The organism is Actinoallomurus purpureus (assembly GCF_024055795.1).
Classification (GTDB): Bacteria; Actinomycetota; Actinomycetes; order Streptosporangiales; family Streptosporangiaceae; genus Actinoallomurus; species Actinoallomurus purpureus.
In genome coordinates this window covers 116,262-138,972 of record NZ_JAMXMY010000026.1, presented here as the reverse complement: position 1 = coordinate 138,972, position 22,711 = coordinate 116,262, and the positions used below count along the sequence as shown (strand labels likewise).

Sequence of the window (22,711 nt, the reverse complement as noted above, 5' to 3'; positions counted from 1 at the left end):
ATCGCGCAGGAGCGCGGCGCGCACGGTCGCGCGACACATCGGCATGGCGGGGGAGTTCAGCGGGCTCGCTCCACTCTCCGCTCGTCCCACACCGGCTCGGGAGTCTCCCGGACGACCCCGTCCGAGCCGAACACGAGGAACCTGTCGAAGGAGCGGGCGAACCAGCGGTCGTGCGTGACCGCCAGCACAGTGCCCTCGTACGTTTCGAGGCCCTCCTGCAGGGCCTCCGCCGACTCCAGGTCAAGGTTGTCGGTTGGTTCGTCCAACAGGAGAGCGGTCGTACCCGACAGCTCCAGCAGCAGGATCTGGAAGCGGGCCTGCTGCCCGCCCGACAGTTTCTCGAAGGGCTGGTCGCCCTGACGTTCCAGTTCGTACCGGCGCAACGCCGACATCGCGCCGCCTCGGTCCTTCGCGTGCTCGTCCCACAGGATGTCGACCAGAGTGCGGCCCATCAGTTCGGGGTGGGCGTGCGTTTGGGCGAAGTGCCCGGGCACCACGCGGGCGCCCAGCTTCCACGCGCCCGTGTGGGCGATGTCCTCTCCCGCCAGCAGCCGCAGGAAGTGGGACTTGCCCGAGCCGTTGGAGCCCAGGACCGCGACTCGCTCGCCGTAGAAGATCTCTAGCGAGAAGGGTTTCATCAGGTCGGTCAGCTCGAGATTCTCGCAGGTGACCGCGCGTACGCCGGTACGCCCGCCGCGCAGGCGCATCCGGATGTCCTGCTTGCGGGGCGGCTCGGGAGGCGGTCCGATCTCCTCGAACTTGCGCAGCCGGGTCTTGGCCGCCTGATAGCGCGAGGCCATGTCGTCGCTGCGTGAGGCGTACTGCTGCATGTCCTGCACCAGCCGCCTCAACTGCGCGTGCTTCTCTTCCCAGCGGCGCCAAAGCTCCTCGAATCGCGCGAACCGCTCCTGCCGCGCGTCGTGGAACGTCGCGAAGCCGCCGCCGTGCACCCACACGGAGGATCCGGCCGGGCTGGGATCCACCGCCACGATCTTCTCCGCCGCTCGTGCGAGGAGTTCCCGGTCGTGCGAGATGAACAGGACCGTCTTTCGGGTCTCCCGCAGCTGTGTCTCCAGCCAGCGCTTTCCCGGTACGTCGAGGTAGTTGTCCGGTTCGTCCAGCAGGAGCACCTGGTCCGGGCCGCGAAGCAGCGCCTCGAGCACCAGCCGTTTCTGCTCGCCACCCGACAATGTCCGTACGTCCCGATACTGGGCCCTGTCGTACGGGGTGCCGAGCGCGGCCATCGTGCACATGTCCCAGAGGGTTTCAGCCTCGTACCCGCCGGCCTCCGCCCAGTCGCTGAGCGCCTGGGCGTACTTCATCTGCGCGGCCTCGTCATCCACCGTCATGATCAGATGCTCGGCCTCGTCGACATCGGCCGCCGCCTCCTGGATGCGGGCCTGGGCCACCGACACCAGCAGGTCACGGACTGTACGGTCATCGCGGACCGAGCCGACGAACTGCGGCATCACCCCGACGCCACCGCTGGATGTGACAGTCCCGCCGTGCGCCTGAAGTTCTCCCGAGAGCAGCCGTAGCAGTGTCGTCTTACCCGCACCGTTCGCCCCCACCAGGGCGACCACGGCCCCGTCGCTCACCCGGAACGACACATCGCCGAGCAATACCCGCCCATCAGGCAGGTAGTACTCAACGTGCGATGCTTCCAGATGTCCCATGACTCGAGATCCTTCCCTAGGGGTTGTGGCCGTGCAAGTGCATTCGGGTCTATACGATCAACAGCGTGTGCCACGGGACGATGTATCGCTCGAATATGGGTGTGTCCAGTTACGCGATAGAGCCGTTGACCGTACAGTCCCTTTGCTGGCGGGGTCCAGGCCCATCAACGCCATGTAGAGGCACTTCATCGCGGCTTGTTCGTTGGAGAAGTGGCCGCGGCCGTTCAGGGCTGCCTGGTTATGTGCGGGTGAATTCGGGCAGGCGTTCGCGGGCGATGGCGCGCAGCGTTTCGGCGTGTTCGGGGGGCGCGCCGTAGTACGGCCAACGTAGCCGTGTGCCGATCGGGGACCAGCCGCCGATTGTGGCCAGTAGTTTGTCGAGCGCGGCATTTGCCTTCATCGACGTCGGCCCAACGAACTGCCCGCCCCTCCTGCGCGCGAGGCGGCGGGCGGTGGAATTCTTGACCGCGAGATCGCCGCGGGTGCTACGGTCCGCCGGTGTTCTCGCTGTACGAACCTCCTCTTTTCACTCGGCTGCGTGATCGCGAACATGTCCTTGAGCCGTGCCATAGGCGTCGCGCGGCGAGAGAGGGCGGAACCCGCTGCCGAGCCACCGATACGGCGGGCCGGAAACCGGTTCGGTGCAGATCCACCCGGCAGGGTCCACACTGTTGTGCACGGGTCGGGAAGCGCCGGCGCTACCCGACCCGTCTCACTTCACGACGCCACGCCTGTCACCAGCGGAAACTCGTACACCACCCCCATGCACCGTCCACGGCCGGAGCTTCTCGGGGTTGCGTACGGCCCAGATGTGCGTGATCCGGTCGCCTGCGATGTCGAACGCGTACACGGTCACGATGACGCCGTCCTGCTGGGCGACCAGGCCGGGCTGACCGTTGACGGTACGCTCCAGGATCGTCAGGTTGGCCAGCCTGCCGGCGAGATCGACGAGGCCGCGCGCGATCTGCTCGGCGCCTTCGACCGGGCGGCGCACGGTGGTGGCGAGGCCGCCGCCGTCGCCGGTTGCCATGACATCCGGGTCGAGGAGGCCGATGAGGGCGTCGATGTCCTTGGCTTCCCAGGCCTGCTTGAAGTTCTTGACGATGGCGGCCTGCCGGGCGGTCGGGGGCGCGGGTGTCTGCGAGGTGCGGATGCGCCGGCGGGCCGATGAGGCCAGCTGGCGGCAGGCCGCCGGCGTGCGGCCGACGATGTCGGCGACTTCGGCGAAGGGGTAGCGGAAGACGTCGTGGAGGATGAAGGCGACGCGTTCGGCCGGGGTCATTGATTCGAGTACGACGAGGAAGGCCATGTTGATCGACTCGTCGAGGGTGACGCGGTCGGCCGGGTCGATGGTGGTGCCGCCCGCCCGACCGCCTGACCACTCCGCGGGTTCGGGTAGGGGCTCGGGGATCCAGTCGCCGACGTAGTTCTCCCGTCGGGCTCGTGCCGAGCTGAGCAAGTTGAGGCAGATGCGGCTGGCGACCTTGGTCAGCCAGGCGCCGGGGGATTCGATGGCTTGCTGCTGCTGTGAGGACAGGGTGTACCAGCGGGCGTAGGTTTCCTGCACGGCATCCTCGGCTTCGGCGAGGGAGCCGAGGAGCCGGTAGGCGAGGTTGATCAGCTGACGCCGCTCGCTCATGATCGCGTTCAGGCTCGGGTCGGGTCGGCCGTCTCCCGGCTCGGATGGGGTGGTCATGGTGTCGCCGGCTCCCTCGGTCGCGTCTGTCCTCACCAGTCCGACAGGACAGCGCCCCTGAACGTGATGTCGGCGCCCCGCCTCACATCCCGAGCGCCTGTGTTGTCGGACTGGTGAGACACCATCCAGCACACAGGAAGGAAGACCTCGCCATGTCCACGCCAACGACGACCGACACGACGACGGAGCAGGACGGTATCCAGTCGCGTCTGCCCGACCTCACCCAGCTCTTCCCCGAGCTGTCAAAACTCTCCGGAGCCGTGCGTAACGCCGTCTGGAACGGGCCGGTTTCGCAGACCACCATCAGCCTGATGCTGCTCCGCGCCGCGCAGATCGTCGGCAGCACTTACCACGCCATCTCGTTGACCGACAACCTCCGCAAAGCCGGGGAAACCGAGAAGCGCATCACCGCCGTGGCGACATGGCAGGATGCCCCCTACTTCACCGACGCCGAACGGGTCGCACTGGAGCTCGTGGAGGCCGTCCTCACCCCGAACCCATTCGGGGAACGCGTCTCCGACGAGCTGTTCGCCAAGGCATCCGCACTCTACGACGACGAGGCGCTCTGGACGCTCACCATGGCGATCGGCCACTTCTGCTTGTTCGCCCCGGTCGCTCTCATCGGCAAGCCGATCCCCGGTAGGCCCATCGGAAAGAACTACAGCAAGTAACGCCAACAGGCTCAATGGGTCGGGAGGCGGGCCTCGCGGAGATCGGGGGATCGGGGGATCGGGGGCTCCGCGAGGCCGGCTGGTCTGGATTCAGGCGGCGCCGTCGTGGGCGGTGGCGATGGACTTCTGTCGCCAGGGTCCGGCGTCCTCGCGGATCCGGTGGATCTTGGCCTCGAGGCGTTCGAGGGTGTCTCGCCCCAGGTAGAGGTGGCCGGGCAGCTTCTCCTGCGCGGTGACCTCATAGATCAGGGCCGCGCCCCGGACAGGGTCGCCGAGCTGCGCGTGGTTCGCGGTGTCGATCCAGTCCAGCGTGTTGTGCGCCGGCGTGCCGTCGTAGTCCGCGATCCGGGCCGCAGCGACCGACAGCGAGCTGGCGTCGAGGAAGTCGGTTCGGAAAACTCCGGGCTCGACCACCATCGCCTGGATACCGAACGGCTCCAGCTCGGCCGCCAGGGCTTCGCTGATACCCGCCACGGCGAACTTGGAGGCACTGTAGAGACCGACACCGGGCTCGCCCTCGAAACCGGATCGGGATCCGATGTTCACGATCTTGCCCGAGCCCTGGCGGCGCATCACCGGCAGCACCGCACGGGTCATGTTGATCAAGCCGAAGACGTTCAGGTCGAACAGTGATCGCGCCTCGGCGTCGGTGATCTCCTCCACCGCGCCCAGCAGGCCCCGGCCCGCGTTGTTGACCAGCACGTCGATCCGCCCGAACCGGGTCACGACCTCACCCACCGCAGCGGGAATGTCCCCGGTCCTGGTCACGTCCAGGGCCAGCGGCAGCACATGCGAGGAGTTCTTCAGATCGTCCGGGAGCCGGTCGGGGTCACGCACCGCGACGGCGACGTCATCGCCGTCGCCCACGGCGGCCCGGGCTATCTCCGCCCCGATCCCACGCGATGCTCCGGTTACCAACCACACAGCCATGATGAGTGTCCTTCCTGACAGGTTCCACTTGCCGCGCCCGCCGCATCACCTGCGGGTCCGGCGTCCGTGGTCACAAGTCTGGGCAACAGAAGGACGACCAGGAAGGCCGGGAATTTCCTGGGAAAGCCACACCCAGGATCCACGGCCGGCGTGCGCGCAGGGACGACCCGGCGTCCCGTGTCGCCGCCCGCAGGGGCTGACGAAGCCGCTCGCTCCGACGGTTGCGTACCAGCCTGGGGCACGCCCGCGGGCGGCGCCTTCGGACCAGTTGGTCGTGATGATGGACAGCGCGGCGGGGGCGAGGAAGCCGGCAGCGATGCCCTTGGCGAGGCGAGCGGCGATGAGTAGCCCGTCAGTCGGTGCGAGGGCACCGAGCACGCTGACGATCGCGGTCATGCAGCCACCGTGATGAGGTGCCGGAGAAATAATCAGGTCGCGGCTGTCCAGGGTGCGCGATTCCTGGGTGGAGCGCGCCCCCCTTCGCCTCCGCGACAAGGCACTGCGGAGCCCTAGCCTCGACACCATGGACACAGACAAGGGCCCCTCCGCCGAGAACGCGCTGGGAGGTTTCCTCCGCGCGCGGCGTGCCCAACTGCGCCCCGAAGACACGGGATTTCCCACATCCGGCCGCCGCAGGGTGCCCGGTCTGCGGCGCGAAGAGGTCGCCACGCTCGCCGGAGTGAGCGCCGACTACTACATGCGCCTGGAACAGGGCCGCGAACGGCATCCGTCTCAGCAGATACTCGAAGCCGTCGCGCGAGCTCTGCGGCTGGACGACGAAGCGATGGCTCACCTGTACCGCGTGGCCACCCCGACCACGCGCCGTACGCGCCGCGCGCCCCGCGTCGAACGCGTCGCCCCCCACCTGCGGCGTCTCATCGACACCTGGAGCGGCACGCCGGCCTTCGTCCTGGGCCACGCCCTGGACATCCTGGACCGCAACCGGCTCGCAGGCGCTCTGTACGCAGGCTTCACCCACGCCGACAACCTGCTGCGCATGACGTTCCTGGACCCAGCCGCGCCTCACTTCTACCGCGACTGGGACCGAGCCGCCGAATCAAGCGTGGCCACACTGCGGCGGGCGGCCGGCATCGACCCCGACGATCCGCGGCTGAGGGAGCTCGTCGGCGAACTGTCCATGAAGAGTGCCGACTTCCGCGTCCTGTGGGCGCGCCACGACGTGCGCGGCAAGACCCGCGATGCCAAGCTCTTCCACCATGCTCAGGTCGGCGACCTAGAGCTGCACTACGAGGCCTTCACCGTCAACAGCGCCCCCAGCCAGCAGCTCATCATCTACCTAGCCGAACCGGGCAGTACTTCCGCCGAGGCCCTTGCCCTGCTCGGCTCGCTGAGCGCCAGCCCCGTGCCCGCGCAGGACCTCGCGATGGGCACCGACTGAGTGCGCGCTACGGCCCCGCGTGCCTGAATCTCGTACGCGGCCGGCCCCTCGAGCGTGGCACCGCCGGACGCCCGGACGTTCGGTCCACCGGCGGTCTGCTTCCTCCTCCACTAGATTGGGGTCATGAGCGACAGCACTTAGGTACGGGTCATGAGCGACAGCACTCCTTTGGGAGAGTTCCTCAGAGCACGGCGCGAGGCCCTCAAACCGCAGGATGTCGGCCTGCCCGAGCACGGCCGCAGGCGGGTGCCGGGGCTGCGCCGCGAAGAGGTCGCCATGCTCGCGGGCGTGAGCTCCGATTACTACATGCGCCTGGAGCAGGGCCGGGAGACCAGCCCGTCGTCCCAGGTGATCGACGCGGTCGCCGCCGCCCTCCACCTCGACGACGAAGCACTCGACCACCTGCGCAGACTCACCCGGGCGCCTCAGGAACGCCGCAGCATTCCCGCCGGTCACGATCGGATCAGCCCCCAGCTCCTCCAGTTGCTCGACAGCTGGCCCGACACCCCCGCCTTCGTCCTGGGACCGGCCCTGGACGTCCTGGCACACAACGCCCTCGCCGCGGCCCTGCACAGCGGATTCCAGCGGTTCGACAACCTGGCCCGCATGGTCTTCCTCGACCCGGCCGGGCGCAGCTTCTACCAGGACTGGGAGAAGGCCGCGAACTCCTGCGTCGCCGAGATTCGCGCAGCCTACGGATACGACCCCGATTCCCCGCGGATCACCGAGGTCGTCGACACGCTCGGCGCGAAGAGTGCGGAATTCTCCGAATTGTGGACACGGCACGAGGTGAAGGGCAAGACCCAGCAGGCGAAGAACCTCAAACACCCCGAGGTCGGCGCTCTGAAAATCCAGTTCTCGGCCTTCACAGTCAACGATGCCCCGCACCAGCAACTGGTCGTCTACCAGGCCGAGCCCACCAGTGCCACCGCGGCTGCCTTCGCTGAACTCCGTTCCCGGGCCGACCGCGAGGAATCCGTACAGACGGAGCAGGAAGAATCCGGCAGGGCTCTCGGCGACACCTGACTTCCTGTTGGCGCGCGTATGACCTGGCCCTCCCGCACGGACATGGTCAGGCTCCCTTCCGGGCGCGCCGGTCGCCCTCACGGTAGAGCACCAAGTGCTCGTGGAAGAGAACGCCGTCGCGGACGTCGCCGGTGGCGGTGAAGCCCGTGTCGTCGACGTAGTCGATGTGGTTGCCGGTCACGGTGTAGCAGCCGGTGTAGGCGCTCTGGCGGTTGCCGCGAGCCTCGTCGTAGCGGCCGTTCGGCAGCAGTTCCTGGCGGATGAAGCCGTCCGCGGTCACCCATATCCCGACGTACGGGTGCGGATCGCGGGGCGTGTCGTTGCTGGTCATTGCTCTACGGTCGACCCAGCGGCAGGAAGCAACCAGGCCGCAGTCTCCCCAGGTGAGGGCTTCCTGGGTGCCGTGCACCCAGTGTCGCGGACGGCCGGGCCCTTCGCGCCGTGCGGCAGCAGCGCGCAGTGCAGAAGGACGCGAGTGGTCGCTCGTGACGAAGCGGTAGAGGAAGTCGCAGCGTCTCTGATCAGCTTAGGGATTCGCGGCGGTACTGACCGTGGGTGTGGCGCACCTGGGGATACGGCGGCCTGGTTCCGTTTCCGGCGCGCGACGAGGCTGGTGATGCTGCAGCCGCCTGGAGCTGCCGGCCACGGGCCTCGGCTGGCAGGAGCGCACTTCGCGCATCGCACAGGCCGATGAACCGACTCATCTAGGAGCTGGCAATGAGCATCACCGACACGGGCACCGTGGGATGGAACTCCAAGGCCCTCGACGAGATCTTCTCGAACGACGCGGGGCGTCCCGTCCTGTTCACCAACGCCCGCATCATGACGACGGACCCGCTGATCGGGACCATGACCGGCGCCGACCTCCTGTTCGTCGGCGCCCTGATCGTGGCGGTCGGCCCCGCCCTCATCACCGCGGCGGAGGACGACAACGCCATCGTCGTCGACTGCACGGGCATGACCATCGTCCCTGCCGTCGTGGACACCGTCGCGCTGGCCGGCGGCCGCGGCCGCCGCTCGGAGTACGTGTCGACGCTGACCCCGGGCAACGCCACCGACCTGCTGGTAGTGCCCGACGAACTGGCCGACGACGTGCCGAGCGCACTGGCCACGCTCGCGTCCCGGCCGGAGCAGGTCCGCGCACTGGTCGCGGCCGGGGCGCCCGTCCTGTGGGCCGGCACCGACGCACCCGGCCGGGCCACCGCCCCCGAGGCGGGTATCCCGGCCTCACCGGACCTGACCGGCAGCCCGCGGGTCGGCGTCTGGATCGACCAGGAGGACTTCCTGCACCAGGAGCTCACCGCCGACGGCCGCTACGACGAGACCCGGGGCGGCCGCCCGCACGCCTACCGCGGCAGGTACTGGATCGACGGCGACCGCATCGACTACCTGGATGACCTCGGCTTCTGGGCTGTCGGAGAGTTCAAGGGCGACGAACTGCACCACGTGGGCTACGTCATGAAGCTGGGCTGACCCACGGGTCGGCGCGATGCCCTGCCTCCAACGCAGCGGCCCGGTTCCCCAGTGCCGTACACAGCCGGTCGGCTTCGGAATCGCATGCCAGGACAAATCCTGACCCTGGGTGCGTGACACCTGGGGAAACGGCGACCTGGTTGCCGTAGCGGGGGCGACCGAGGCTAGTGGTCGAGCAGCCGCGGTCGCCCCCGGCGGCCCACCATGCCGGCCCTCTCCGGCGTACAGAAAGAAGACCCCTCATGAACGTCAACGGCACCACCAGCGCTGCCGTACTCGAACAGCTCCGGCGCCAGCCCGCCGACCAGCGGCGCATCCTGTTCGCCGGCGCGACCATCGTCACCATGGACCCCGACCTCGGCGTTGTGGACCGCGGCGACCTTCTCATCGAGGGTGACACGATCACCGCGGTCGGGCCCGGCCTGAGCGCGGCCGACGCCGTGGTCGTCGACGCCACCGGTACGATCCTCACCCCCGGCTTCGTCGACACCCATCGGCATGCCTGGGAGGCACAGCTGCGCCGGATCATGCCGGACGTCGACGACCTCGGCGGCTACGTCATGGCCACACTGGCCGGCTACGCCACGGTCTACCGGCCCGAGGACATGTACATCGGCACCAAACTGGCCGCCCTGACCGCGATCGACAGTGGCATCACGACCATGCTCGACTTCTCCCACAACTCCCGCACCCGCGAGCATTCCGACGCCGCCATCCAGGCCCTCCTCGACACCGGCATCCGCGGCGTGCACGCCTCCATGGGCCCCCACTTCGGCGAGTGGGACCGGCAGTGGCCCGGCGATCTGACCCGTATCAAGGACCAGTACTTCAGCGCCGACGACCAGTTGCTGACACTGCGCCTCGCCACGCTCGCCACCGACGAGATCGCCGGCCCCGTTCTCGCATACGGGCCTGAACTTGCGCGCATCGCAAGGGACTTGGGAGTTGGCGTGAGCGTGGACGCCGTCTTCGGCACGGCCTCCTCCGAGGCCGTCCTGAGCTGGGCCAAGGACGGCATCCTCAGCCCCGACGTCACGCTCATCCACTCCACCGGGCTGACCTCCGAGGCATGGAAGGCGATGGGGGAGACCGGCACCACCGTGGCGCTCGCCCCCACCTCCGACGCACAGATCGGCCTGGAGACCGCGATCCCCGCCATCGACGAGGCTCTTTCCGTCGGCATCCGTCCCGGACTGAGCATCGACGTCGAAGTCGCCCTGGCCAGCGACATGTTCACGCAGATGCGGGCCCTGCACGCCATCCAGCGAATGCGCGCGGTCAACGCCGCCTACGACACCGACCAGCAGCCCTCCCGCATCACCACCCACGACGTCCTGGACTTCGCCACCCTCCAAGGCGCCCGCACCAACGGCCTGGCCGGTGTCACCGGCTCACTCACCCCGGGCAAGAAGGCCGACCTGCTGGTCGTCCAGGCCGAGGACCTCAACAACATGCCGCTCAACGACCCGATCGGCACCGTGGTGCTGGGCTCCGACGCCCGCAACATCAGCGCCGTCCTCGTCAATGGCGAGCCCCGCAAGTGGGCCGGCCAGGTCCTCGACGTCGACCTGCCCGACCTGCGCAGCCAGGTGCACGCCTCGCGCGAGTACCTGCTGAACACCCCTGCCGCCTGAGCATCCCCTTCATCGTCCCCTGGCCGTTCCTCCTGCGGCCGGGGGCACCCACCGCGGGCCTTGGGCTCAGGGCGCCCGACGAGCACCGGGACTGCAGTTCCAGGGCCGCGATCCTATTTTCGTGCGGCACACGGAGCACCCCGCACCCCGAACGCCGCGGCGAACTGCTCATCAGCGAACACCTCGCCCAGCTCATCACGCACCCGGATCGGCAGAACAACTTGCACTGGAATGGGCACGGTACGGAATCTGCGTGAATGCGTTGTGCCCCGGTTGCTTTCCGACCGAGGCCGAGCAATTCAAGGATCCGGATGTACTGGCTGCGATGACCCGGCGAGTCAGCGTATGGCCGGTGACAAAATAGTCAAGCACAGTTCCGGTTACGCGTTCAATGCGTCGCCAGACCCGGGTCTGCCGACGTCCCCTGCCGTCCGCAAGCCGATGCCGGCCGCCCACAATCTCGACAGGTGGTCGACCATGTCCTCCTCGTCGAGCGGCTCCCGGAGTGTGTACAGGATATGCGCGACCTGCTCGACCATCGCGCCCAACGCGATCGCGGTGAGTCTGGCATCAAGAGTCCGGTCCGCGAGCCCGGCTTCCTGCAGCCGCCGGATTCCCTCCGCTCCGCGGTTGACGTAGAGCTCACGGATCTCCAGGATGAGCCGGCGCAAAGTCTCGTCCGAGTCGGCGCCCCGGTCCACCAGGCGGAGTACCTTGGAGGACTTGCTCCACGCGCGGAGGTAACGTCGGTTCGACTCCACTATCCGGGTGTACGGATCATCTGCGGTCTCCGGCGAAACCAGACTCGAGGTGAACATCTCACCGGCTACGGCGTGGACGACGCTACGGAGCAAGTCGTCCTTCGATTTGAAGTAGTTGTAGAAGGTGCCGTAGGACACGCCGGCTGCCTGGGCGACGGTCTCGGGGCTGAACGCCGCCCATCCGCGGTGCTCGAGGATCTCGCGGCCCGCCGAGATCAGGGCGTCACGAGTCCGCCGGCCACGGCTCGTGACGGGTGGCGTCGGTGCAGGTTTGACTCTCGATCTACCCATACACGTCATCCTCTCTCACCTGCAGCCGGGGTCGTCGCCGGTGTGTGACCGCAGGCCGCCTCGTAGTCACCTGCTGTTCGGAAGCGGCAGGCCCAGCAGGTCAAGGCGGGCTTGCCGAGTGGCCGGCACCCAGGGGCGTGGTCTTCAACGAAGATAGGATCAAGATTGTCCATGTTGGACAGTCCAGATCTGGCTTCCTGGAGCGGGATCCTTCCCGGGATCGCCCGCGAACGCCTGGGCAATGTCGAGCCAGCGGTTCGCGTCGTCGCCGACCGCGGCGAGGCCGAGATCGGTCCGGTGCCTGCGGCGGGTGACGAGCAGCGCGAAGTCCAGTGCCCGGCCCCGGACCGACTGCACCGCACCCTCGGGTCCCCAGTTCCACTCCTCACCGTGCGGACCGGTCAGCTCGACCCGGAATGCCTCCGACGGAACGGGCAGCCCGCGGACGCGGTGGGCGTAGTCTCGGGTCCGTACTCCCAGGTGACAGATGTGGCGCAGGCGGGCAGTGGCCGGACGCTCCACGCTCAGTGCGTCCGCGATGTCCTGCCCATGCGCATAGGTTTCCATCAACCGCGCCGTCGCCATGGACGTCGGCTTCATCGGAGGGCCGAACCACGGCAGCTTGCGGTCGGGATCAGCCCTCGCGAGGGCCTCCACGAGGGCATGCCTGCCTTCCCGCCAGCGGGCAAGCAGTTTCGGACCGGCGTCGACCGTTCCCTCGGCGGCGCCGGCCTCCACTGCCCCCTTGGGATCACCTGCGGCAGCGGCCGCGAAGACGGCGAACTCCTGAGGATCCCGGACGGCGAGCAGGGAGATGCGGTCCGTCCAGGCGAGATGACCGATCTGGTGGGCGACTGTCCAGCCCTCCGCCGGTGTGGGGCGCCGCCATTCCGCTGGATCGGCGAGGCTCGCGACGAGCCAGTCGACGGACTCGCCCTCCGACTCGAGATCGGCCCACAGGCCATCCTGTGCCGTCGCTCCGGTCATGGCGACACCTCCTCGTCAGCCAGGTCAAGCAAGCCGACGGGCACCTCAGCCACCTTCGCCCGCAAGTACTCGCCGAGCGCTTTCGCCTGGGCGTCGAGCGCGTGATTCGCCGCGACCCCTGCTCCGAGCAGTCCGACGACCGTGACGCCGCAGGCTCGCAGGTTTGGCAACGCCCAGGGGCGCAATGGCAGCCGAGCCGTCTCGGGCAGCAGTTCTCGCAACCGGTCCTGGCCCCACCAGGACAACAGCCATCGGTAGGCCGGGTCGTTGCGCGCCCAAACGCCGAGCGTCGCGTTGCCCGCCTTGTCCCCTGACCGGGCCCCCAGCACCGTCCCCAGCGGGACACGCCGGGTGGAGCCCGTGGTGGGCTCCGCAGTGGGGGCCGTGGGGCCGGCGATCTCGGGGACGGCCCGGCCGCCGGTGAGCGGGACGGACCAGGTGCGCCCGTCGAGCGTGACCGTCTGGACGAACCGCTCGGCAGGCATCAGGGTCGGCCAGAATACGGTTATGGCCGAGCCCGGTCCGGGCGGGCTGGTCGCGTGTAGCCCCGGGTAGGAAGCCAGACCGATCTCGACGGCAGCCCGGGAGAACGTGGCAACCCGCCTGCGGTCAGCGCCGCTGACGGTGACGGTGAGCAGCGCGACAGCCTCGGCCACGGTCATGGGATTCTGCCGGTCGGCCCTGAGCAGCCGGACGGTCACCTGGTCGAACGCCTTCTCACCACCGGGCACGGCTGCCCAGAGCGCCGCGAGGGCCCCCTCGGCCTTGGCTTCGATGTCGAGCCCGGTCAGGACGAACGTCATCTCGTTGCGCCAGCCGCCCGGGACGAGCGCCCCGACCTTGACCGTGGCGGGCGCCCCTTCGCCACGTGCCCCGGAGATGCGCACGCGGTCGACACCGACCTGTTCCAACCGCACCGTGTCGAGCCGAGTTACGACGTCCGGGTTCAGGTACCGCGGACCGTCGATCTCGTACAGCAGTTGCGCGGTGACGGTCTCGACTGTCACCGCCCCGCCGGTTCCCGGGTGTTTGGTGACAACCGCGGACCCGTCCTCGTAGATTTCGGCCAGCGGAAAGCCGACCCTGCTCAGGTCGCCGAGCTCGGTGAAGAACGCGAAGTTCCCGCCGGTGGCTTGCGCCCCGCATTCGATGACGTGCCCCGCGACGACGGCACCGGCCAAGGCGTCCCAGTCGTCGCGGGCCCAGCCGAAGTGCCAGGCCGCAGGGCCGAGGATGACTGCGGCGTCGGTGACGCGACCGGTGACCACCACGTCGGCGCCCGCCCCGAGCGCCTCGGTGATTCCCCAGCCACCGAGGTAGGCGCTGACGACCTCGGCATGTGCACCCGCCGAGTCGAACGGGGCACCCGAGTCGAGGTGCTGAGCGTCCCAGCCCTCGTCCCGGGCTGTGCGGAACGCCTCCGTCGCGTCGTCGCCGCTGACCACGGCCACCTTCACCGGCCGGCGGAGGCCAGCGGCGATCGCCTCGATCTGGCGGGCGCAGGCCACCGGGTTCAACCCACCGGCGTTCGAGATGATCTTGATGCCGCGGTCGAGGCAGTCGGCCAGGACATCTTCGAGTTGGGTCACGAAGGTGCGGGCGAAACCCGCGTCGGGGTCCTTCGCCCGCTGCATGCTGAGCAGGCCCATCGTCAGCTCGGCGAGCCAGTCGCCGGTCAATATGTCGATCGGGCCGCCGTCGACCATCTCACGCGCGGCGGCGAGGCGGTCCCCGTAGAAGCCACTGCAGTTGGCTACGCGCAGCGGGCGCCTGCTCATTCGTCCTCCTTCAGCGTCACCAGGACCGCGCGGGCGTCGACGTACTGGCCGACCTCGACATGGACGGCCTCGACGATCCCGTCGGTGGCGGCCAGTACAGGAAGCTCCATCTTCATCGCCTCGACGACCACGAGCCGCTGCCCGGCTGTGACCCGGTCGCCGGGTGCGACGCGGACCTCGACCACGGTTCCCGCGATGTCGGCGACCGGTCCGGGACCCGAGCCGCTGCCCCTCTCCTCGGGCAACCGGGGTCGTGGGCGCCATCCGCGCTGGCCGTCCGGGTCGTTGACCCAGACCGAGCCGTCGTCGTGCACGACCACCCGGCACGGCCACTCGCGGTCGTCGTCGCGGACCCGCACGCCGTCGGAATCCAGCTCGCGCAGTTGCAGCTGAAAGGGCGTGCCGTCCACAGTCATGGCGAGCGCTGCCTCACCCTCGGCCGCGTCCAGCCGGTATGTCACGCGGATGTCGGTCCCATCCGGAGACTCCCAGACGACGTTCGGGTCCGGATGCGCGGGCAGTATCCGGAAGGTCGGCGGGGCGTGCCGGGCGAGACGGTCCTCCCGGCGCCGCCGCGCGACTGTCACGGCTACCGCAGCTGCCAGGTGGATGTGTGCGGGCGTAGGCGGGCGCGCGGTGCAGAGTCCCGGATGCAGGTCGATGAAGTCGGTGCGCGTCTCGCCGTCGAGGAACGGCTGCGAGCGGAGCGCCGCGACGAGGAAGTCCCGGTTGGTGACGGTCCCGTGCAGCTCGGTGGCGGCGAGGGCCCGGGCCAACCGCAGCGCCGCCTCCTCCCGTGTCGGGGCGTGCGCCACCACCTTGGCCAGCATTGGGTCGTAAAAGGGCGAGACCTCGGCGCGCTCGCCGATCCCGTCCTCCCAGCGCAGCCCCGGCGTCTCCGCGTGCCGGTACCGGTGTAGCAGGCCGGGTGCGGGCGCGAATTCCCGCGCTGGGTCCTCGGCGTAGAGCCGGACCTCCAGGGCGTGTCCGTGGAGAGTCACATCCTCCTGACCGAAGCCGAGCGGCCGACCGGCCGCGACCTGCAGCTGCAGCCGGACCAGATCCAACCCCGTGATCTCCTCGGTGACCGGGTGCTCCACCTGCAGGCGGGTGTTCATCTCGAGGAAGTAGAACCGCTTCTCCGGACCCGAGTCGTCCAGCAGGTATTCGACGGTGCCCGCGCCGACGTAGCCGAGCTCCCGGACCAGGGCGACGGCGGTCTTGCCCATCCGTTCCCGCAGCGCCGCGTCCACCACCGACGACGGTGCCTCCTCGATCACCTTCTGATGGCGGCGCTGCACCGAGCACTCCCGCTCGTGCAGGTACACGGAATTGCCGTGCGTGTCCGCGAAGACCTGCACTTCGATATGGCGCGGCGAGGACAGGTAGCGTTCGAGGAACACGTCGGCGTTGCCGAAGGAGTTACCCGCCTCCCGGCGGGCTCCCTCCACCGCCTCGACCAGCTGTGCGGGGCCGTTGACCTGGCGCATCCCCTTGCCTCCACCCCCCGCGACCGCCTTGACGAGCAGGGGGTAGCCAACGGTGTCCGCAGCGGCCCGCCACGCGTCCGGATCGTCGTCGGTGATCCGGGCGTCGGGCAGCGTCGGAACCCCCGCGGCGCGGGCCACGCTCTTGGCTCTGTCCTTGAGCCCCATCGTCTCCACCGACTCCGGCGACGGCCCCACGAACACGAGCCCGGCCGCCGCGCAGGCTCTGGCGAAGCCGGCGTTCTCGGAGAGGAAGCCGTATCCGGGATGGACGGCGTCGGCGTTCGTCTCTGCCGCCGCCCGCAGAATCTTCTCCTGATCGAGGTAGGACTCCGACGCCGTGGACCCGCCGAGGGCGACGGCGATGTCGGCCTCGTGGACGTGGGGCGCGTCGGCGTCGGCCTCGGAGAACACTGCCACCGTGCGAATGCCCATCGCCGAGGCGGTACGCATGACGCGGCGGGCGATCTCCCCCCGGTTGGCCACCAGCAGCGTCGTGATGGTGGCTGAAGGGCTGCTCATGAGGTCCTCACATTCGGAACGGCGCGAAACGGGTCGCGCCCGTCACAGGCGCCGAGTGCGTCGCGGACAGGGCGAGGCCGAGGACGGTGCGGGTGTGGCGCGGGTCGATGACCCCGTCGTCCCAAAGCCGGCCGGTCGCGTACAGGGCGCCCGACTGTTCTTCGATCATCTGCTCGGTCTGCCGTCGTACCCGGCGATCGGTCTCCTCGTCGTAGGGCCGGCCCGCCTGTTCGGCCGACCTGCGCTGCACGATCGACATCACGCCCGCGAGCTGCGGGCCGCCCATGACCGCGATCCGGTGGCTCGGCCAAGTGAAGACGAACCGCGGGTCGTAGGCGCGGCCGGACATCCCGTAGTTCCCGGCTCCGTACGAGGCGCCCACCATCAGCGTGAGGTGCGGAACTGTCGAGTTGGACACGGCGTTGATCAACTTGGCGCCGTCCTTGATGATGCCTCCGTGCTCGGCCGCCGTGCCGACCATGAACCCCGTGATGTTCTGGACGAACAGCAGCGGGATGTCGCGGGCGTTGGCCAGCTGGACGAAGTGGGCGCCCTTCTGCGACTCTGCGGAGAAGAGGACGCCGTTGTTCGCGAGAATCCCGACCCGGTAGCCGGCGATCATCCCCCAGCCGCACACGAGCTGCGTGCCGTACAGCGGCTTGAACTCGTCGAAACGCGACCCGTCGAGGATCCGCCCCAGCACCTCGCGAACTTCCGTCGGCCGCTTGGACTCGGCCGGGACCACCCCGAGCAGCTCCGCCGGGTCGAGAAGGGGTGGCTCGGCCTCATCAGCGGGCGGCGGGCCAGATCGTCGCCAGCCCAGGTCGGCCACGATTTGCCGGCCCAACCGGATGGCGCTGTGCTCGTCGGCGGCCAGGTAGTCCGCCAACCCGGAGACGCGCGCGTGCATCTGGGCACCACCGAGCGTCTCATCGTCGACGTCCTCGCCCGTCGCCATCTTCACCAGCGGGGGACCGCCGAGATACACCGCGGCCGCCTTGTCGACAAGCACGGTGTACTCGCTCATGCCGGGCATGTAGGCGCCGCCGGCCGTCGAGCTGCCGAAGACGAGCGCGATCGTGGGAACGCCTTGCGCCGACAGTCGCGTGAGATCACGGAAGACCCGGCCCCCGGGAACGAAGATGTCGGCCTGCCTGGGCAGGTCGGCTCCACCCGACTCGACCAGGGACACCACCGGCAGGCGGTTCCGCTCGGCGATCTCCAGAGCGCGGACTTGTTTGGCGACTGTGCTCGGGCTCGTCGAGCCTCCCTTGACCGTGGCCTCGTTCGCGATCACCAGGCACTCGACGCCGCTCACCTGGCCGACGCCGGTGATGAGACGGGCCCCCGGCTGCTCGCCTGACTCGTGTGCACCGGCGAAGGCGGACAGCTCCAGGAACGGCGTGTCCTCGTCAAGCAGAAGGTCGACGCGCTCACGCGCGAGGAGCTTGCCGCGCGACCGGTGCCGGGCGACGGCCTTCTCTCCGCCCGCGCCCACCACCTTGCGTCCGAGTTCCTCGAGTTCGCCGAGCGCTCGGACCATGGCCGCCCGGTCCGTGGCGTATTCGTCGGAGCCGATGTCTAGAGCCGAGGTCAGGACACCCATCACACACCTTTCCCCGGCCGGGACAACCCGGCCGTTGCGTCGTCTCCGCGCTGATTCACAGGCCGATCCGCTTGGCGATGACGTCGTTCATGATCTCGTTGGTTCCGCCGCCGATGCCCATCACGCGGATGTCCCGGTAGTGCCGCTCTACCTCGTACTCGCGCATGAACCCCATCCCGCCGTGCAGCTGGACCGCCTCGTGGACGACGTGCTCGCAGGCGTAGACGGCGGTGTTCTTGGCCATCGAAACTTCGGCGCTGACCTCCTCGCCCGCCGCCCAGCGGGCCGCGACCGACCAGACATAGGTGTGCGCGACGTCCGTCTGCCGGGCCATCTCGGCGATCTTGTGCCGGACCACCTGACGAGAAGCGAGCGGGGCTCCGAAGGTCGACCGCTCACGCACCCAGTCCACGGTCAGGTCGAGGCAGCGGCGTGCGACAGCGACGCACTGCACCGCCATCGACAGCCGCTCTGACTGGAACTGCTCCATGATCTGACGGAACCCCGCGTTCTCCGGGCCGACCAGGTTGGCCACCGGGACTCGGGCGTCGGCGAACGCCAGTTCCGCGGTGTCCGACGACCGCCAGCCCATCTTGTCGAGCTTGCGCGACACCGTGAACCCGGGCGTGCCGCGCTCGACGACTATGAGCGAGATCCCGCGGTGACCGGGCTCTCCTGTACGGACGGCGACGGTCACGAAGTCCGCACGCACGCCGGAGGTGATGAAGATCTTTGTTCCGTTGACGAGGTAATGGTCGCCATCCCGGACCGCTCGCGTACGTAGGGCCGCAACGTCGGAACCACCGTCGGGTTCCGTCACAGCCAGCGCCCCGATCAGCTCACCGGCGAGCGTCGGGCGGACGAACTTCTCCCGCTGCTCGGCCGTGCCGTGCGCGACGATCGATGGCAGTGCGATGCAGTGCGAGAACAGCGCCGAGATCACACCCGTCGACACACCGTTCCACACGAGCCCCTCGAGGGCGGCCATCAGGTCCAGGTGGCCGCCACCACCGCCGAGCTCCTCCGGGAAGCCGAGTCCAAGCAGGCCCGCGGCTCCGGCGGCCCTGTGCAGTTCCCGGGGCAGTTCCCCTGCCACCTCCCACTCGTCGATGTGGCCAAGCACTTCCCGGCGGGCGAACTCCGCCACGAGGTCATCGAGCGCCTTGCGCTCTGCCGTACCGACGATCTGCCGCCCACCGCCACGATCCACCCTGACCATTCGGAATTCCTCTCTGGCGTCTGAGCCCAGCATGTGGCTAACATGACAAATTAGTCAAGTATTGATCGGTCGCAGCAGTCCGAACGCGAGGGAGCCGGCATGGACGCAGGCATCGGATCGTGGGTCGCGGGACGGGCGTTCCGCACGCCGACGGCGACGGCACTGGTGGACGGGGACACGGGCCGCCGCCGGACGTACAGCGACCTCCATGCGCGGACGAGCGCTCTCGCCGACGCACTGCACCGCAAAGGGGTCCGGCGCGGGGACCGGGTCGGGATCCTGGCCCTGAACAGCCCGGAGTTCATCGAGGTGTTCCTCGCCGCCGCCAAACTCGGCGCGATCACCGTGCCGGTGAACTACCGGCTTTCCGAGGGCGAGGTGCGCTATGTCCTCGCCGACGCCGGCGTGTCGGCGCTACTCCATTCGGACACCTTCTCGGCGGTGGCTTACGGTGCCACGAAGGACCTACCGGTGCACACCCTCATAGAGATCCCCTCGGCGGCCAAGCGGGCCACGGGGGCTCCCTCTCCGTTCGAGACCCTGGTGGCGTCGGGCTCCCCTGAACCATTGGAGCGCGATGTCGCGGAGCACGACATCGCGGTGATCATGTACACATCGGGCACGACGGGACGGCCCAAGGGAGCAATGCTCACCCATGGCAACCTGTTGTGGCAAGCGATCCACTCCGTGGAGCTGGGCAGCGGGCTGAGCCGCCACGACCGCACGGTGACGGCCGCTCCGCTGTTCCACATCGGCGGCCTCGGGATCCTCACCCTGCCCCTGCTCTACCTCGGCGGCACCTCCGTGATCCTCGAGTCGTTCGTACCCGGCCAGGTGGTGCGGACGATGGCGAGCGAGCGGGCCACGGTGATGTTCTTGGTCGCCGCGATGTGGACGGCGCTCGCCCACTCGGAAGAGATCGACCGGGCGGACCTGGGCGCCCTGCGGTTCGCGGCGTCCGGGGGATCGCCGACGCCGCTGACAACCCTCGAGTTCTTCCAGCAGCGCGGCTGGAACTTCACCGAGGGCTTCGGCATGACCGAGACCTCGCCCACCTGTTCCGTCCTGACCGTCGAGCACCTCGCGCGCAAGGCGGGCTCAGTCGGCCAACCGGTGACCCATCTGCAGTGGCGGCTCGTCGACGACAACGATCGCGTGGTACCGGTCGGCGAGGTCGGCGAACTCGTCGTGCGCGGGCCGAACGTGTTCGCCGGGTATTGGGGCAAGCCGGTCGAGACTGCCGAGGCGCTGCGCGGAGGCTGGTTCCACACCGGAGATCTCGGCCGCGCCGACGAGGACGGTTTCGTGTCGCTTGTGGACCGCAAGAAGGACATGGTCATCACCGGTGGCGAGAACGTGTACCCGATCGAGGTCGAGCAGGTGCTGTACCGCCATCCCGACGTGGACGACGTCGCGGTGATCGGCGTGCCCGACGAGCGGTGGGGCGAGACTGTCACCGCAGTGGTCGTGCGGCGGACGGACTCGACGCTGACCGCGGAGGAGCTGGTCGGCTGGGTCCGGGAGCGGTTGGCGCACTTCAAGTGCCCCCGACGCGTCGAGTTCGTCGATGGGCTCCCCCGCACCGCCACGGGGAAACTACTTAAGCGGGAGCTGCGGTCGATCTACACGGGCACCCACGAGGCCGTCACCCGCTGACGGCCGGTCGGTCCCCTCTCGCTTGGCGACAGAGGACCGGCCAACGAAGTAGATCCCGATGCCGAGGCGGCCGTCTTGGCGCCGCCAGGTCAGCGGCCGGACATCCACGGAGCAGGACGGCGTGCGCGAAACGCCGAGATGCCCGCCTGCCCTTCTTCGCTCGCGAAGTGGTGTTCGGACAGCTCCTGCAGGCGAGGGAAGGCACGTCGCGGTTCGACCCCGGGTACGGTGCGCCGCAGCTGCTTCGCGGCCGCCAGGGCAAGGGGCCCGCCCCTGGTCAACGCGTCGACGTAGCCTGTTACGGCGTCGTCCAGCTCGAACTCCGGCACCGCGCGGTTCACCAGCCCGGACCGCTCCGCCACCGCGGCGTCGAACACCTCGCCCGTAAGAAAATACTCGTGGGCGACAGTGGCGTTCATGCGCAGCAGCACTGGCACAGCGATGACGGCGGGCACTACCCCGATGCGGACCTCGCTGAACGCAAAGGTCGCGGTGTCCGGCACCACGACCAGGTCGCACGCCGCCATCAAGCCAACCCCGCCAGCCCGGGTGGTCCCATTGACCCGCGCCACGACCGGACAGCGGTGTTCGAAGATCCGGTTGAGGATGTCCGGCATCGAGACCGACCCCTGACCGAGTCCGTCCTGCTGCTCCCGCAGGTCGGCACCTGCGCAGAACGTTGGCCCGGCGCCAGTCAGCACGATGACGCGAACACCTGGATCGGCTTCGGCCGCGTCCAGTTCGGCGGCGAGCTGGACGAGCAGCCGCCGGGAAAGGGCGTTGCGGTTGTGTACTGAGTCCAGGACAACCGTCGCGACGCCGCCCTCCCGCGTCATCCGTACCAGCGGGACCGGATCACCGTCGGCCGTGCCGCTCGTTTCGTTCGCCATAACTTGACAATATCATCAGCTTGCGGGTGAATGTGGCCTGACCCACGCCCGGCCCGTCCACCGGAGGACAGTCATGAGTCACGAGATCAGCACCGTGGTCGACCAGATGTCCTTCACCGAGTGCCCGCGTTGGCGCGACGGACGGATCTGGTTCGCCGACTTCTACACTTGCCGAGTTCTCTCCGCAGCTCAGGACGGTTCGGACCGTCGCACCGAGGCGGAGGTCCCGGGTCAGCCGTCGGGACTGGGCTGGCTTCCGGACGGCCGGCTGCTCATCGTGTCCCAGCATGACCGCACGATCCTGCGCCGCGAAACCGACGGCACCCTCGCGATACACGCCGACATCAGCAGCTACGCCCTGGGGCACTTGAATGACATGATTGTCGACTCCAACGGGCGGGCGTACGTCGGGAACTTCGGCTTCGATCTGATGGCGGGCGAGCCCGTCGCGAGTACGAGCCTGGTCCGGGTCGATCCGGACGGCACCACCGCTGTGGCGGCGACGGATCTCTGGTTCCCCAACGGCGCCGTGGTGACCCCGGACGGCGTCCTGCTCGTCGACGAGACCTTCGGCAACCGGATCACCGCGTTCGACATCACCGCCGACGGAACCCTCACCAACCGCCGGACGTGGGCGGCGTTCGGACAGCCACCGCAACATTCCGCCCTCGACAAGGCGATGAGCGAGCTCGTCGTGGCCCCTGACGGGTGCACGCTCGACGCCGAAGGCTGCCTCTGGGTCGCCGACGCCATCGGCGGCCGCGCGGTCCGCGTCCGCGAGGGTGGCGAGATCGTGGACGAGATCGTCCCCGGCACGGGCGTGTTCGCCTGCGCGCTTGGCGGCTCGGACGGGCACACGCTCTTCCTGTGCGTGGCCCCCGACTTTCTCGAGGCCAATCGGAAACCGGTGCTGGAGGCCCAGATCCTGGCCACACGGGTCGACGTCCCTGCCACAGCGCACGCCTGAGGACTTGATTCCCGCCGCAGCTGCTGTTGTCGCGGCACGACG

The 22,711-nt window shown here is 68.8% G+C and carries 20 protein-coding genes; 7 read left to right on the top strand and 13 right to left on the bottom strand.

Annotated elements, in window-relative coordinates:
- Positions 1 to 56: 56 nt before the first annotated feature.
- From NE236_RS36460 to sigJ, 3 genes are all read right to left on the bottom strand, one after another.
- Entirely contained in the window at positions 57 to 1,676 is a 1,620-nt protein-coding gene (locus tag NE236_RS36460) for an ABC-F family ATP-binding cassette domain-containing protein (protein WP_252846806.1), read from the bottom strand.
- Positions 1,677 to 1,914: 238 nt separating this feature from the next.
- The gene (locus tag NE236_RS36455) at positions 1,915 to 2,076 is read right to left on the bottom strand and encodes a hypothetical protein (protein ID WP_252846805.1); all 162 of its coding nucleotides are present in this window, start codon (positions 2,074 to 2,076) and stop codon (positions 1,915 to 1,917) included.
- Positions 2,077 to 2,388: 312 nt separating this feature from the next.
- Entirely contained in the window at positions 2,389 to 3,372 is a 984-nt protein-coding gene (gene sigJ / locus NE236_RS36450; protein WP_252846804.1) for an RNA polymerase sigma factor SigJ, read from the bottom strand.
- A gap of 152 nt (positions 3,373 to 3,524) precedes the next feature.
- On the opposite strand from sigJ, the gene NE236_RS36445 reads away from it, so the two are divergent.
- Entirely contained in the window at positions 3,525 to 4,043 is a 519-nt protein-coding gene (locus NE236_RS36445; RefSeq protein ID WP_252846803.1) for a carboxymuconolactone decarboxylase family protein, read from the top strand.
- Between the two features lie 90 nt (positions 4,044 to 4,133).
- Here the strand turns inward: NE236_RS36445 and NE236_RS36440 are convergent, their stop codons facing one another.
- Together NE236_RS36440 and NE236_RS36435 are read right to left on the bottom strand one after the other, a co-directional pair.
- Positions 4,134 to 4,973 (bottom strand): SDR family oxidoreductase, encoded by an 840-nt coding sequence (locus tag NE236_RS36440; protein ID WP_252846802.1) that lies wholly within the window; start codon positions 4,971 to 4,973, stop codon positions 4,134 to 4,136.
- Between the two features lie 45 nt (positions 4,974 to 5,018).
- Positions 5,019 to 5,369 carry a hypothetical protein gene (locus tag NE236_RS36435; protein WP_252846801.1) on the bottom strand — a complete coding sequence of 117 codons (351 nt, stop codon included), beginning with the start codon at positions 5,367 to 5,369 and terminating at the stop codon, positions 5,019 to 5,021.
- A 127-nt stretch (positions 5,370 to 5,496) separates the two neighbouring features.
- On the opposite strand from NE236_RS36435, the gene NE236_RS36430 reads away from it, so the two are divergent.
- A complete protein-coding gene (locus tag NE236_RS36430) occupies positions 5,497 to 6,372 on the top strand; it encodes a helix-turn-helix transcriptional regulator (protein ID WP_252846800.1) in 876 nt (291 codons plus the stop codon).
- Between the two features lie 150 nt (positions 6,373 to 6,522).
- Positions 6,523 to 7,398 carry a helix-turn-helix transcriptional regulator gene (locus NE236_RS36425; protein ID WP_252846799.1) on the top strand — a complete coding sequence of 292 codons (876 nt, stop codon included), beginning with the start codon at positions 6,523 to 6,525 and terminating at the stop codon, positions 7,396 to 7,398.
- 46 nt (positions 7,399 to 7,444) lie between these two features.
- Here NE236_RS36425 and NE236_RS36420 read toward each other — a convergent pair whose 3' ends face one another.
- Complete coding sequence (locus NE236_RS36420) at positions 7,445 to 7,729, bottom strand: Atu4866 domain-containing protein (RefSeq protein WP_252846798.1); 285 nt, start codon at positions 7,727 to 7,729, stop codon at positions 7,445 to 7,447.
- 386 nt (positions 7,730 to 8,115) lie between these two features.
- On the opposite strand from NE236_RS36420, the gene NE236_RS36415 reads away from it, so the two are divergent.
- Together NE236_RS36415 and NE236_RS36410 are read left to right on the top strand one after the other, a co-directional pair.
- Positions 8,116 to 8,871, top strand: coding sequence for an Atu4866 domain-containing protein (locus NE236_RS36415; protein ID WP_252846797.1), 756 nt, complete (start codon positions 8,116 to 8,118; stop codon positions 8,869 to 8,871).
- A 242-nt stretch (positions 8,872 to 9,113) separates the two neighbouring features.
- Positions 9,114 to 10,505, top strand: a complete 1,392-nt coding sequence (locus NE236_RS36410; RefSeq protein ID WP_252846796.1) for an amidohydrolase family protein — start codon at positions 9,114 to 9,116, stop codon at positions 10,503 to 10,505.
- Between the two features lie 380 nt (positions 10,506 to 10,885).
- Here NE236_RS36410 and NE236_RS36405 read toward each other — a convergent pair whose 3' ends face one another.
- The 6 genes from NE236_RS36405 to NE236_RS36380 all read right to left on the bottom strand — a co-directional run bounded on the left by NE236_RS36405 (position 10,886) and on the right by NE236_RS36380 (position 19,156).
- Positions 10,886 to 11,557, bottom strand: coding sequence for a TetR/AcrR family transcriptional regulator (locus NE236_RS36405; protein ID WP_289851320.1), 672 nt, complete (start codon positions 11,555 to 11,557; stop codon positions 10,886 to 10,888).
- 159 nt (positions 11,558 to 11,716) lie between these two features.
- A complete protein-coding gene (locus NE236_RS36400) occupies positions 11,717 to 12,544 on the bottom strand; it encodes a TIGR03084 family metal-binding protein (RefSeq protein WP_252846794.1) in 828 nt (275 codons plus the stop codon).
- The gene (locus tag NE236_RS36395; RefSeq protein ID WP_252846793.1) at positions 12,541 to 14,322 is read right to left on the bottom strand and encodes an acyclic terpene utilization AtuA family protein; all 1,782 of its coding nucleotides are present in this window, start codon (positions 14,320 to 14,322) and stop codon (positions 12,541 to 12,543) included. The genes NE236_RS36400 and NE236_RS36395 overlap by 4 nt, the downstream gene beginning before the upstream one ends.
- Complete coding sequence (locus tag NE236_RS36390) at positions 14,319 to 16,331, bottom strand: acetyl/propionyl/methylcrotonyl-CoA carboxylase subunit alpha (RefSeq protein ID WP_252846792.1); 2,013 nt, start codon at positions 16,329 to 16,331, stop codon at positions 14,319 to 14,321. The genes NE236_RS36395 and NE236_RS36390 overlap by 4 nt, the downstream gene beginning before the upstream one ends.
- Before the next feature lie 7 nt (positions 16,332 to 16,338).
- Positions 16,339 to 17,937, bottom strand: a complete 1,599-nt coding sequence (locus tag NE236_RS36385; RefSeq protein ID WP_252846791.1) for an acyl-CoA carboxylase subunit beta — start codon at positions 17,935 to 17,937, stop codon at positions 16,339 to 16,341.
- Between the two features lie 55 nt (positions 17,938 to 17,992).
- Positions 17,993 to 19,156, bottom strand: coding sequence for an acyl-CoA dehydrogenase family protein (locus tag NE236_RS36380; RefSeq protein WP_252846790.1), 1,164 nt, complete (start codon positions 19,154 to 19,156; stop codon positions 17,993 to 17,995).
- A 99-nt stretch (positions 19,157 to 19,255) separates the two neighbouring features.
- Between NE236_RS36380 and NE236_RS36375 the strand changes: the two genes are divergently transcribed.
- Entirely contained in the window at positions 19,256 to 20,812 is a 1,557-nt protein-coding gene (locus NE236_RS36375; protein ID WP_252846789.1) for an acyl-CoA synthetase, read from the top strand.
- Positions 20,813 to 20,901: 89 nt separating this feature from the next.
- Here the strand turns inward: NE236_RS36375 and NE236_RS36370 are convergent, their stop codons facing one another.
- Entirely contained in the window at positions 20,902 to 21,702 is an 801-nt protein-coding gene (locus NE236_RS36370) for an enoyl-CoA hydratase-related protein (protein ID WP_252846788.1), read from the bottom strand.
- Positions 21,703 to 21,775: 73 nt separating this feature from the next.
- Between NE236_RS36370 and NE236_RS36365 the strand changes: the two genes are divergently transcribed.
- On the top strand, positions 21,776 to 22,669 hold the full coding sequence (locus NE236_RS36365; protein WP_252846787.1) for an SMP-30/gluconolactonase/LRE family protein: 894 nt from the start codon (positions 21,776 to 21,778) through the stop codon (positions 22,667 to 22,669).
- Positions 22,670 to 22,711: the final 42 nt, after the last annotated feature.